A 12997-nucleotide genomic window follows, 5' to 3' on the forward strand; every position below is an offset into this window, starting at 1 on the left:
AAAACATTCCGTTTTTATAATTTGACTTTAACTTCTTTGAAATCTCCATTTTCATCTTCGTTCCATTTATCCTGCCCAATTAAATAGTATTTTCCTTTTTCTTTAATTATTCGATTTTCAAAATCTTTATCATCAGATATAAATGCATTTGTTTTTGCAATTTCATTCCAAGTTCCTTTTTGAAAAGACCAAACCGAAATAGTATTCCACCAGCCTTCATTTGTTCGGGAAAAAATTAAAATTTCATTTGCGTTATCCTGATTAACATCTTCGGTTTTCATAACAGTAAGTCCTGCTAAACGTTGTTCCATACTTATTGTTGGAATATTTTTTTTAAATTTAATAGTTGCATGACAAATTTTTTCTCCACACTCAATCTCATTTGTTTCATTATTCCATTTATAACTTACAAAGGCAGTGTCGCTGACTTCATCATTATCAACATCGCCAACAAAAAACTTTCGATTTTCTATTTGGCGTTTTAAGGCTTTTTTTTTGCTCGATAAATTCAGTACCAATGTGTCACTGACAGTGATTTTTGTCCAACCGACATTTTTATCAGGACTTCGTTCTTGCACAATTATTTGAATTTTGCTTGGCAGATTTACAAATCGCATTTCTTTTTTGTTTTCCTTAATCCCATTCGAGTATTTTCCAAATTTATCTGTTGTTATAGGCCTTAAATTAAAAATGAAATTTTTATTTGTTTTACTGAACTCGAGAATAACATTGTAGCCTTCTGTTTTTTCGAGCTTTGGAGAAGTACAGTTATCAGTATTTTTAAACCAGGTTTTTTCAACCCAAACATTTTTAATGATAATTTTTTCGTTGTAATTTTTCAATTTAATTGTATCAAACGAAGGGGTATAAGTACCAATGTAAAATCCTGATTTTTTAGAAAATTCACTATTTTTAGATGTTTTGGGGCAGTTTTTGCATTTGACTTCACATTCACAAAGAAAATTAGAAATATAATTATAAGCGAACACAATTATAATTACACCTAAAATTATTCCGATAATTTTTTTCATTAAAGTTGCTTTATAAGTCTATAAAATTTTGATAGTGAACTGACGAAATAATTTGTTTCAGCTAAAATCGATTTGTTTTCCTCGTAAATATAAAAAAAGTCACATGATTTGAGCATGGATTACAAATGATAAAGAAATAAGCAAGTTATAAAATCAATATTCTATTTAATTACGTTTTCCCGTAAAAATATGAAGCACAGGATACTTATATTTGGTTTAACCAAAAACAACCTAATCTTATGAAGAAAAACCTCTTTCTGTTTACTGCTCTATGTTTTATTGTAACCACACAAGCTCAAAAAAGAGAATTTAAATGTCAGGACATTTATAAAGCGGCCAAATTAATAGACGAAGGCAAATATGACGAAAGTATTGCTATCCTGAAAGAATGCGAAAAAACAGATCCTAAAGATTATGCTTATCCATACGAAATCGCATTGGCTTACACACATAAAGAAGAGTATCAAAAAGCGATTGACCAGCTTGAAAAAATAAAAAATTATGCTGGCATCGAATCCGATTTTTATCAGTTGCTGGGAAACAATTACGATTATGCCAAAAATCCTGAAAAAGCCATTGCAACTTATGAGGAAGGATTAGTAAAATTCCCAAATGCTGGAAGATTGTACCTTGAAAAAGGTGTTATTTATGAGTCGCAGCAGAATTATCTGGAAGCTGTTTCGAGTTACGCAAAAGGAATAGAAGTCGAGCCTATGTATCCTTCTAACTATTACAGGGCTGCATTGCTTTATTTAAGCTCAGACAACAAACTTGCAGGTTTAATGTATGGCGAAATTTTTGTGAACTTGGAAAGAACGACAAAGCGAACTCAAAAAATAAGTGAGTTGCTCTATAAAACGTATAAAAACAGTATTCAGTTTAAGGACAACGAAATTAAAGTTGATTTATGTAAAACTGTAATTAACAGCAACGGCGATATTAAAGATTTAAAACTTCCGTTTTGTGCGGTTTATGGCATGAATCTTTCGTTGAGTGTAATTGGGCAAAAAGAAATTACTTTAAAATCACTTTCAGAAATCAGGTCGAATTTTATTAAAAATTACTTTAAAGAAGATTTTAAAAAATACCCGAATGTGGTTTTAGAATATCAAAAAAACTTGTTTGATTTAGGATTATTTGAAACTTACAACGAGTATCTTTTTCAAATGGGAGCACAGGACGAATTTACTGCTTGGAAAACTGAGAATAAGGATAAAATGGATCAATTTATTGCGTGGTATACAGCTCCTGAAAATACTTTGAAAATTACTAAAGAGAATATTTATTTATCAAATTAAAAAGACTTATTTGATGTTGCGCAGTCCCGAAAACTTTCGGGACTGACTTTTTTAGAAGGAACTTTTTCCTTCGTTAAGCGAGTTTATTATAAACCAAGTTTTTCTTCAATATCAATATCTGAAAAATGGAGTTTTACATAATTTACAAAGTCAGAATTAGTGCCTTTTCCATTTATTGCCCAAACTCTTGTGCGACATGCATTTGTTATTAATTCCAAAATTCCTTCGTTGGTTGCAAGTTTAGAAATCCAGATAACAATTTTGTCATCAATAAATTTTACTATTGAATCAAATTTTTCTTTGTCAATGCCATAAACATTGCAGTAATGGTTTTCAATTATATTGGATTCAGTACTATATTCATCAATGCGTTCCAATTGATCTCCAAATATTTGTTTTACCAGTATTTGTTTGGGGTTGTCAGTATATTTATGGTAAAAAAGTCCCGTATGTCCAAATAGAAATCCATTTATAGTACTCGTTTTAGCTAACTGTTTAGAGTAAAAATTGGGTAAAATTTCAAACGAAACAGATTTGCCAGGCGTATTGCTTTTGGTTGACCAAAATTCAATTACTAGTTTTATGTCGTCTATTTCAAGAGTTAATTTTGGTCGTGAACGAGAATATTTAAACCCTTTTGCTGCATAATGTTTGCCAAGTTCATCACACACTGCTTGAAATATTTCTTTGCATGGTGTGCGTTTTGAATATTCTAATAATGTCTTATTATCGTTCCAGACCATACTATTTGCTTTTTTGTAAATATAAAAAAAAGCTGCATGATTTTTTGCAGCGTTTATTTTTCTTCTTCTGGTTCATCATCTATTCCAAATGAGTTTTTTTCATTTTCTGATTCTTTAGATTTTACAAAAACTAAATTGTCTTTCTTGAAAACAAATGTATCTTCTTCTTTATAACTCCAAGATTGTTCAGTGCGCATATTTACGCCATTTGCTGCAAAGGATATTGTAATAGTGTCGCCTTTAGTTGTAATATTGATGTAATCAAATGTTGACTGAACACTTGCTGTATAGGGAACTGCAGAGCAATCTTTTAAACGTTCTAACGCTTTTTTGTCATTTTTAAACCACTTTCTTAAAAAACCTAAATGTTCCTCTGAACATTGATGACCAAGATGAAGCGCTGTATTAATTTTACAGCTTAAATTATCATATTTTGCATTGGGTTCTCCATCCCAATCGCAGTCACTTCCAATAAAGCTTGCAACAAATCCGAGAGCTGCTTTTTCGGGTTCAGAAATGTTTTTGGAATATTCCTGATTTATAAAAATCCTACTGACCGTGTCCTTTAGTTCCTTGTCATATTCATCTGCTCTCCATAAAAATTTTACCGATTTGTCTGTTAATTTTATTGACGTTTCAGTTTTTAAAGTTACAGCTCCTGTATTTAAATTTTCGGATTCATTTTTCTTTGCACAAGAAATTAGAAAAATCAAAATGGTTAAGCTTAAATATTTCATTGCAGGTTATATTTTTATTTGTTCTAGAAAAAAATCATGTATTGATACTTTATATTTTGGCAAAGCATAATTTATTACTTCTTCTCTCATTGTATGATATTCTTCAATATGTTTTTTCAATATGTCTTCGTTATCATACATTTTAAAATATTTCTGTTTTGCCATTTCAGTAAGTTTAGAAATATCATTCAGCTTTAAATAAATAATTTCAGTAAGTGTGAATTTTTTAGATTCTATACATTTTTCAAATTCTTTAAACTGTTCAATATTTCCTATTGCCGCTGTAAAAACATTGATTTGTTCTTCATGAATCATAGCCGTCCAAAATGAAGACCACAATTGTGTTGGAATCAATTCTCCATTGTTTATAAGGTTATTGATCTTATTTGCAATAGGATTTTCACTTTTCAAAAAATCATTTTTAATTCGGTCCCCGGAAATAATATTTACTTTTTTTTCAGAATATACGATTTCTTCAATTGGAGGATATACAACTTCAGATATATTATAACGAAAAATTATTTTAATTTCTGTCATTTCGTGTTTTTAGTATAACCGCCAAAGCTTTAGTACTAAAGCGTGGGTTATAGTTGTATTAATAAACAAGATTGATTAATATAAAATAAAGGTCTTGGTGTAGACACGTTTATTTTCGATATAAAGGTTCATTTCCCATTTTCCTTTAACTAATTCATAAGGTTCATCTAAACTGTAGGAAGAAGCAGACGGAATATTTGTTGGTCTTTCCGTGGTATATCGTATACTTTTAAATTTTTCCCCTTTATTGTTGGTTACTTTTTCCGGATAAATCCATTCAATGTCGATTGGTATATTCACCGTGTCTTTGGCTTTTACGATATAAACCACTCCAAAATTGGCTTTTTTTACCGCCTTAATCGAATCAGTAGTTTTGATCATGGCAAAGTCTTTTAGCCAGATATGATTGCCTGTTGGCGTGTTGGCACTTTCTGTTGTGCCATATTCGCCTTTTGAAAGCCCGTAATCAAGTTCTTTAAGTTCTAGAGTTCCAAAACTTTTAGATTTAATAACAGCCTGCGAAAAAATAGTTTGTAAAATAAAGAACGAAAGTAAAGTGTAGATAAATTTCATTTGTATTGGGTTGGTTTCATGGAGTTAAACGTAGTTTTTTTTCAAACATAATCGCTTTAAATTCAATTTCCTTACGGGAAACCGTAAAAGAAATTCTGTTAGGGCTTAAATTTATGTTGTAGTATTCACGTTCTCCAAAGCCTATTTTTTTAGTAAGAAGACTTCGAAGAGCGCAGGGTTACAAAAAATTTTTCCAGCTTTTTTTGTTTTGAGTTGTTTGGATTGTGTTTGTGAGTGATTAGTAGTGTGAATTTATTTCATTTTTTATAGAATTTAGTAATTCCCAAGCAATCTGTATAACTGCCGGATATGCTGGTATATTGTCAAATCCTTGTAAATTTTCATTTACTTTAAATTGGATTATATCATTTTTTTTAAAAGATCTATATTCCTGTTTCAAATTGTCAATATGTGCACCACCATCTTTGTTGGCTACATTTAAAATTAAACCTTTTCTAGTTAATACATCACCATTTCTGTTGTCATATATTTCAGCATTCCACCACGTGTCGAAATCCATACTTGGACTAAAATCTTTCCACTCCTTATAAATAGGAAAATATTTAATCGAAATAGATCCGTCACTATTGCCATATACTTCTTTTCCAACTATTCCAATATATGGCGTTTGATTGTTAATCGTTCCTCCTGACATTCCAATATGACTTACTTTCCAATAAGCAAATGCATTTTTAGGTACATTGGTATTAATGTACATTCTTTCTTTTAAATTCAGTTGCTTCAATAAAGAAATTGAAATTGAAGTGTCATGAACTAAGGTTCTTATATGTGTAGCAACTCTTTTTGCTTCAATTTCATTTTTATCATAATCTTCAATACATTTTTCAATGAAATAAATTTGTTCTTTAAGATGTTGTAGAAGTTCTGTTTGGTCCATTTTTTTACTTTAATGTTGAAGTAATGTTCTCTTCGGCTGGCGTTAGCATCCCGCTTGGGGCCATTTTATTGTTTTTTTCGTTTTCCTTTTCCTTTTCATATTGCATCCAAAATTTATACTTCCAAAAATTTACAACACAAAACGAAATCGTAATGATTACAATTGAAGCTATTGAAATTATATTTTTGTAACTAAGAAGTATATTATCAAAATAATGTAGAAAAATGTTCGCAATAAGTAAACCGCCCGAGAGCATTTCCCAAATTAGAATCCGTTTGTACATTAATTTTTCAACAGTATCACTAGTGTTTTTGCACTCGAATAAGTCCCAAAAGAAATAAAGAGTTATAAAAACTAAATAGTAACATAGAATATTGAAAATATTGGCAGATAAAGCGGAATCTGTCTGATCTATTGAAATGTGAATTTCTTGGTAAGTTAAAAAAAGAATTATTACAAAAAGAATGTCTAAGAAAAACATCCATATTTTAAAAGATTTTGTAAAATAAATGTAAAGATAATCACATAAATAAAAAATAGTGGTTGTTAATAAAATTGCAAATTTCGAGTTGAAGTCGCTTATATTGGAATGGTCTTTTACAACTGATAGGATAATGTAGATTATGTTTCCTAAAACAGCAGGATAAATCAACCCGATCATTAAGTTTTTAAAAAAGTTATTTCTGATTTCTTTTTCTGTCATCGTAAATTTATTTTATGTAAGAGGCTAGTTGAAAAATAAAACCTAAAAGCACAAGACCAACTCCAAGCCAAGAGAGAATAGCTGCTATTTTTTTATCTCTATTCATATGACTATTTGTACCTGTAACTTGTATAACTGGCTTCGTAGGGTGGCAAATTGATTTTATGAAAAGTTCATGAGCATCTATTGCCATTCTTATGGAACGAATATACTTATTCAAACTAAAAGCAAGTATAATTGTCCCTACGATGTTGGTTATAAGCCCGATAATGTTTAATGTTGTTGATGTCATTTATTTTATAAAAGTTATTTTTTTTTATTCCAATACGCAAATGTCTCTGACTTTGCAGTATTTTATATAATTTGTTTGAAAAACAGAAATATTCAAAGTCTCTGACTTTATAAATGTTTCTAAAAATAATTATTTTAGAGCAATTCGTCAAAAGTCGTGAGACTTTGTAGGGTTTATGGTTTTTAAGAACTTAAAAAAATACCGCAAAGTCAGAGACATTTGCGTAGCGGTTCATGAGAATTTTTCGGACAGGGGGGATTTTATTATTTTCTTAGTTTATAAAATATTTCTCCCGTTTGAGATGCATGTTGTCTTTTTAAAAGAATAATTTCATTTAAACGAATTCTTCCATCGAAAACCATCATTAAATCTTCTCCATCCATCAATATCATTTGTTTTGTTAATGGATTATTTGTTTCAATACCGTCTTTAGAGAAACCATCTATTGATATAAATAAACCAAGTGTATTTTTTAGCTTGTTTGTTATTTTTCCGCCAAACGCATAAAGTTCACTTGCTGTGACAAGCTTTTTTTGCCATTTAGCTTCGAGTAAAAAATCCGAACTGTCAAAAGTAAATGCGCCATCGATTTGCTCTCCTGAAATTTTAAAAGATGATTTTGGAGATAATTCGAATAATAGGAATAGCTCATTTAGAAGTTTTTCAAGTTGAAATCCTCTTTTTTGATTATCCGTATTAATTGCTATTTCAAAAAACTTGGATTTTAACTCTTCAAGTTTTTGAGTAAAATACATTGTGGTTTTTACTTTCTCTATATTTATTTCTCTTCTTTCTTCTGCTTTTTTTAATTCTTCAATGGCATCAAAATATCCTTTAGTTTGGTTTCTTAATTTTGTAACACTTTCTTTAGCTCTCTTTTTCAAATTTCCATCTTTATCAAAATAATCTAAATGCGAAAAATCATTGAAGTTCCCCGTTTCTTGAATTAACTTTAATAAATCATTCTGAAATAAATCTTGACGTGCAATCATTCGGTCTATAAGTATTGAAACGCTTTCTTGTTTTAAAGGTTCTTGCCAATCAATTGTTGAAACTATTGCTGAATTTTCAATTGTTAATTCAATGAATTGTCTTAAATCTTTCTTCCGCCAATATATATTTGATAAAGCATCTTTTAGTGCAATTATAGCTTGTGTAGATATTTTTTGGAGTGCCATTTTTAGTTTTTTTTTTAAATTTTATTGTACTGAATTTGCTACAAGTTATTTGTATAAAATAAATCACGATCGCACAGATTTGTAATCTGTGCCCGCAAAGATTGGTTTGTGTTTTGTAAATATAAAAAAGCAACATGATTTTTTTGTAGCTTTTGTTTTTTGATGATTTGTGTTGTTTTGCGTTGTTGCGGGCACTAATTGGAAATCTGGTCTAATGGGAACATTTGCGTAACTTTTCATGATCGCAGAGCGTTTTTTTTTTTTGATTACGTTAAGAGCGAGACCTGCGTACCAGAAAGGAATGGTTTGAGTCAGATTCTATTTTTCTCAAGATTCCAGACTCAAATAATATTTTAATTTTAGATTTATAGAAACCAAATGAACTATTCCAAATACCTTTTTGCTTTAACGTTAATCCATACTTAGGGGATGATTTTGGAGAAAATCCGGATTTTATTTCTTCAATTTTTTGTCTCGTTGTAGGATTTCTTGAGAGAATTTTATTGTATATCCTATCATCCATAAAGCATACAGAGGGCAAATTACTTGAGATTTCTAATGACATTTTGATTTTTTCTATTCTTCCATGCTTTTTATTTACGATTCCAGGTAACATGCAAATTAATAAATATTTATAAAGATAATGCTTTGCTAATGTTCTCGCTAAAATATGGTCAACATGATAATGCTTAGGAATCTCATTAATAAATTTTAAGAACAATTTTCTATAATTCTGGTATTTAATATTAACGTATAAATAAAAAATATCCTTTTTGTCAGAAAGTAAAAATGCATTGTCAATATTTATTCTTCCAATTTTATATGCTGCAAGATTCATCGCAGACTCAATTTCACAAATATCTTTTCCGGCGATGACTGTCTCTTGAGGACTTTTACCATTGAAATTTTGGCCAATGCCTCTTAATGAATCCTCAGTAATGATTTTTTTTTTATTTAATTTTATCATCCCTACAAATTGTCTGTCTTTATTAAAAGCGAGGTTCTCGCGCTAGCAGAGTTATTTTAATTTTCTTCTATTTCAGATTTGTTTTCACTTTCATAATCTAAGTCGGTTAAATTTGATTTCAAATAATCATCGTTTAATATTCCAATAGTAATAATTTTGGATATATCTGTATCAAGCATAATTCTGTCATTAGTAATATTCATTCTAATTTTAGTGCTTAATTTCGGATGATTTGTAATAAAATCGATTATTCTCAATTTCGCTAATTGTAGTACTGGTGAATTTGCATTGATTCTTAAAACTCTTTTAGCATATTTAATATTATCAACAAAAGAAGTCAATTCAGCAATATTATCAATTAAATCCAAATTTTGAATTAAAGTTATATTTTCTCTTGCTTGATTTTTTATTATTTCATTGTAACCGTATGCAGATGACAATGTTTTAATATTATTTACAAATAAGTTATCATTTGTAAAAAGAAAATCGATTGAGTTATTTATCTGCAATATATTTGAATTTAATTTTTCAAATCTATCACCAATTGGAAGAAATCCAAGCATTCTATCTTGTCTTACAATTGTTACAGGATAAACGTGTTTGTATATTGTAAAATAATTATCAACATTACCAACGGTAATTAGGATTGCTTTTATACTTTCTATATCATGATTATTAAATGAAAAATCTTCGTATTCGGTAAATGGATCAAAGTTGTTTGCTGAAGATAATTTTTCAGGAAATTCTTCTAAATCATAATAGAAAATTGAATTGACAGTTTCAATAGAACTTGAAATTTCTCTCAACACTAATTCTTCATTGTTGAAAAATTTATTGTTTATTGTCGTTCGGAATATTTCCTTCAACTCATTTGCAAGCTCAATGGAAATATCAGCTTTTAAAATTGTTTCTGTTTCATCATCATTTTTTTTAATAAGATGAACATTTATTCCAATTGGATTTACGTCATCATTTATTATGTCTAATTGTTCTCTAAGTTCTTCTAGATTCATTTTTTTTAGATTTATTTGCTATGTAAATGTTATCACTCAATAGTTTATGCTCGATCCAATCGTCTTCTGAAATTACATCCTTAGAAATAAAAATTACATTATTCCTTTTAGTCGTAGAAATTTTATATATGTGATAACCTAAAATTGCAAGTGTTGGATTTGTATAAAACATATTAGTTTTCACATAAATCAAACCAATAATAATTAAAACTAAAAAGAACATTAGGCTATTTCTATCTTCATCTAAGTTAAAGTCTAAATCAAAACTTAGAAGTGGGATTACATAAGTGACCAAAAAGGTTAAATGTTCCCAGTTTATGTTTTCAATATTGGTTACTTTCTCTGGTAACGATTTGTTGCCACTTACAATATACTTGAATCTGAAATAAAAGATGAAACCAAGTAACACAATAACAATAGAAATCGTAGGTATTATATTATCTAAAAATAAATTTTTCCATCCAATGAATTTACAATCGGAAAAACAAAGAGGGATCTTTACTTTATTGATAAACAATAAAATAAAAAGCAACCATAATGATAATATGTAAAGTTGAATTTTAAGTTTCATTACTTGTGTTTTTCTATTTTAATCCCAACTTTTGTTTATGAGCCTTATAAAGTTTTATCGATTCTAATTATTAGTAATAGGCTAGATAGATATCAAATATTATTAAGTTAAATGACTAAATAATAAATCCTCAAAAACTTTTGAACAAGCCCATGTGAAATAATACATTTTTTTAATATTTTTTTCAAATCTATTTTTTAATGATTTAAAAATATTATGGATAACCGTAAAACTCAAAAAAAAAAGGTTATGGTTTTATAGAATTGATATACTTTCTAGGCAAACAGTATTTAGATATTTCTAACAAACATCGCTTTTAATTTAAATTCACCACCAAGTAAAAACACCTGATTTTATTTTAAATAGTTCTTGTCAATAATATATCCTTTTAATTGGATGATTTTACGGAAATCCATAAAAGCCAATTAAAACCCGAAAAGCCCTAGCCCTGATAGAAGTGAAAATCCTTTTGTGCCGGGGTTCGGCGCAAAAGATTGTAACGGATAGCAGGAAAGAGCTCCTAAAAACCATCCTAATTCCACTAAATATCAGACTTAAAAAACACAACAAATAACCACTAGAATTTTCCACAAAAATTTTGTAATTTTGCAGTCCAATAAAAGGAATTAGAAAATGTTAGATAGACTTCAATATGTAAAGCAGCGTTTTGATGAGATTTCGGATTTGATTATTCAGCCGGATGTAATTGCTGATCAAAAACGTTATGTGCAACTCAACCAAGAATATAAAAGCATAAAAGCTTTGGTTGATAAGAGAGAAGAATACATTCTTGTTTTAGCAAATATTGACGAAGCAAACGAAATTATTGCTGACGGAAGCGATGCTGATATGACCGAAATGGCCAAAATGCAGCTTGACGAAGCAAAAGAACGCTTGCCTCAACTAGAGGAGGAAATCAAATTTATGTTGATTCCTAAAGATCCTGAAGATGCTAAAAATGTTATGGTGGAGATTCGCGCCGGAACGGGTGGGGACGAAGCGAGTATTTTTGCAGGGGATTTATTTAGAATGTATACTAAATACTGTGAAGGCCAAGGATGGAGAACATCTGTGGTGGATATGAACGAAGGTACTTCGGGAGGTTTCAAAGAGGTTATTTTTGAAGTTTCGGGAGAGGATGTTTACGGAACTTTGAAGTTTGAAGCGGGTGTTCACCGTGTACAGCGTGTTCCTCAAACGGAAACGCAAGGTCGTGTGCATACATCGGCGGCGACTGTTATGGTTTTACCAGAAGCGGAGGAGTTTGATGTTCAAATCGATATGAACGATGTTCGTGTAGATTTCTTCTGTTCATCAGGACCTGGAGGACAATCGGTAAATACTACGAAATCAGCGGTACGTTTAACGCACATTCCGACAGGATTGGTGGCGCAATGTCAGGATCAGAAATCGCAGCACAAGAATAAAGATAAAGCGTTGAACGTTTTACGTTCTCGTTTATACGAACAAGAATTGGCCAAAAAAGAAGCTGAAGATGCTACAAAACGTACGTCTCAAGTAAGTTCTGGTGACCGTTCGGCTAAAATTCGTACCTACAACTACGCGCAAGGCCGTGTAACCGATCACCGTGTTGGTTTGACGCTTTACGATTTAGGAAATATAATGAATGGTGATATTCAGAAAATTGTTGCTGAGCTTCAGTTAGTGAATAATATGGAGAAATTGAAGGAAGCTTCAGAAGTTTACTAATCTGAGATGCTGAGATTCTAAGATACTAAGATGCTAAGGTTTCTCTTTGGAATCTATAAATATTTGAAAAGCCGAACTTATGTTCGGCTTTTTTTTTTGAATTGTGTCAAAAATATTAAAATATAGCCCGTGGTTTCAACCACGGGGACACGATATGATAACGATTCATTGGGATGCAATATTATCACGATTCATTCACGATCCATTCCCAATTCGTCTCCCGTGGTTGAAACCACGGGCTATGTTTGATGTTGGGAATTGTTTAATTTGATTTTCAATATAGCCAATGGTTTCAACCATTGGGATGCAATATGATTACGATTCATTTACGATCCATTCCCAATTCGTTCCCCGTGGTTGAAACCACGCGCTATATTTCAAATTCTTTCATTCATCCCAATAAGAAAACCTTAGAACCTCAGCACCTTAGTATCTCAGCACCTTAAAAAAAATGCAAGAACCTTCTTAGATTTTTAAATTTTCGAGTTTTTTCTTCTGAAAGATGTTAAATTTCTGAGATTAAATTGTTAATAGATGTGTTGGGGATTTTCTTAAATTCTACATATTAAACTAAGAGCATTACTACAAGATGTTTTGATGAAGTAAGATTAATAATATTTTTATTTAAAACTTAGTTGCTTAGTAACTTAACATCTTAGCATCTCAAAAAAACTTCCTTAATCGATCAGATTAAGGAAGTTTTTTTTTGCCATTTTTTTGTTAATATTTGTGTGCATTTTCATGAA

14 protein-coding genes are annotated in these 12997 nt (G+C 30.1%); 2 read left to right on the plus strand and 12 right to left on the minus strand.

The window, feature by feature from the left end:
- Positions 1 to 14: 14 nt before the first annotated feature.
- Positions 15 to 1031, minus strand: a complete 1017-nt coding sequence (locus tag GKZ88_RS01030) for a hypothetical protein (RefSeq protein WP_155100547.1) — start codon at positions 1029 to 1031, stop codon at positions 15 to 17.
- Positions 1032 to 1270: 239 nt separating this feature from the next.
- Between GKZ88_RS01030 and GKZ88_RS01035 the strand changes: the two genes are divergently transcribed.
- Positions 1271 to 2329, plus strand: coding sequence for a tetratricopeptide repeat protein (locus GKZ88_RS01035; protein WP_155100548.1), 1059 nt, complete (start codon positions 1271 to 1273; stop codon positions 2327 to 2329).
- Between the two features lie 86 nt (positions 2330 to 2415).
- Here the strand turns inward: GKZ88_RS01035 and GKZ88_RS01040 are convergent, their stop codons facing one another.
- From GKZ88_RS01040 to kwaA, 11 genes are all read right to left on the minus strand, one after another.
- Positions 2416 to 3072, minus strand: a complete 657-nt coding sequence (locus tag GKZ88_RS01040) for a hypothetical protein (protein WP_155100549.1) — start codon at positions 3070 to 3072, stop codon at positions 2416 to 2418.
- Between the two features lie 53 nt (positions 3073 to 3125).
- Positions 3126 to 3809 (minus strand): hypothetical protein, encoded by a 684-nt coding sequence (locus tag GKZ88_RS01045; RefSeq protein WP_155100550.1) that lies wholly within the window; start codon positions 3807 to 3809, stop codon positions 3126 to 3128.
- Between the two features lie 6 nt (positions 3810 to 3815).
- The gene (locus tag GKZ88_RS01050) at positions 3816 to 4346 is read right to left on the minus strand and encodes a nucleoside monophosphate kinase (protein ID WP_155100551.1); all 531 of its coding nucleotides are present in this window, start codon (positions 4344 to 4346) and stop codon (positions 3816 to 3818) included.
- Positions 4347 to 4421: 75 nt separating this feature from the next.
- Entirely contained in the window at positions 4422 to 4919 is a 498-nt protein-coding gene (locus GKZ88_RS01055) for a DUF3859 domain-containing protein (RefSeq protein WP_155100552.1), read from the minus strand.
- A gap of 238 nt (positions 4920 to 5157) precedes the next feature.
- Positions 5158 to 5817, minus strand: coding sequence for a hypothetical protein (locus GKZ88_RS01060; RefSeq protein WP_155100553.1), 660 nt, complete (start codon positions 5815 to 5817; stop codon positions 5158 to 5160).
- Positions 5818 to 5821: 4 nt separating this feature from the next.
- Entirely contained in the window at positions 5822 to 6520 is a 699-nt protein-coding gene (locus GKZ88_RS01065) for a hypothetical protein (RefSeq protein WP_155100554.1), read from the minus strand.
- A 7-nt stretch (positions 6521 to 6527) separates the two neighbouring features.
- On the minus strand, positions 6528 to 6812 hold the full coding sequence (locus GKZ88_RS01070; protein WP_155100555.1) for a hypothetical protein: 285 nt from the start codon (positions 6810 to 6812) through the stop codon (positions 6528 to 6530).
- 263 nt (positions 6813 to 7075) lie between these two features.
- Positions 7076 to 7990, minus strand: coding sequence for a restriction endonuclease (locus GKZ88_RS01075; RefSeq protein ID WP_155100556.1), 915 nt, complete (start codon positions 7988 to 7990; stop codon positions 7076 to 7078).
- A 271-nt stretch (positions 7991 to 8261) separates the two neighbouring features.
- A complete protein-coding gene (locus GKZ88_RS01080; RefSeq protein WP_155100557.1) occupies positions 8262 to 8957 on the minus strand; it encodes a hypothetical protein in 696 nt (231 codons plus the stop codon).
- 56 nt (positions 8958 to 9013) lie between these two features.
- Positions 9014 to 9970 carry an anti-phage protein KwaB gene (gene kwaB, locus GKZ88_RS01085; protein WP_155100558.1) on the minus strand — a complete coding sequence of 319 codons (957 nt, stop codon included), beginning with the start codon at positions 9968 to 9970 and terminating at the stop codon, positions 9014 to 9016.
- Positions 9951 to 10541 carry an anti-phage protein KwaA gene (gene kwaA, locus GKZ88_RS01090; RefSeq protein ID WP_196216435.1) on the minus strand — a complete coding sequence of 197 codons (591 nt, stop codon included), beginning with the start codon at positions 10539 to 10541 and terminating at the stop codon, positions 9951 to 9953. Before kwaA ends, kwaB begins: the two co-directional genes overlap by 20 nt.
- 633 nt (positions 10542 to 11174) lie before the next feature.
- Here kwaA and prfA point away from each other — a divergent pair.
- The gene (gene prfA / locus GKZ88_RS01095) at positions 11175 to 12251 is read left to right on the plus strand and encodes a peptide chain release factor 1 (protein WP_155100559.1); all 1077 of its coding nucleotides are present in this window, start codon (positions 11175 to 11177) and stop codon (positions 12249 to 12251) included.
- Positions 12252 to 12997 lie beyond the last annotated feature (746 nt).

The organism is Flavobacterium sp. LC2016-01, assembly GCF_009711135.1.
In the GTDB taxonomy this organism is placed as follows: domain Bacteria; phylum Bacteroidota; class Bacteroidia; order Flavobacteriales; family Flavobacteriaceae; genus Flavobacterium.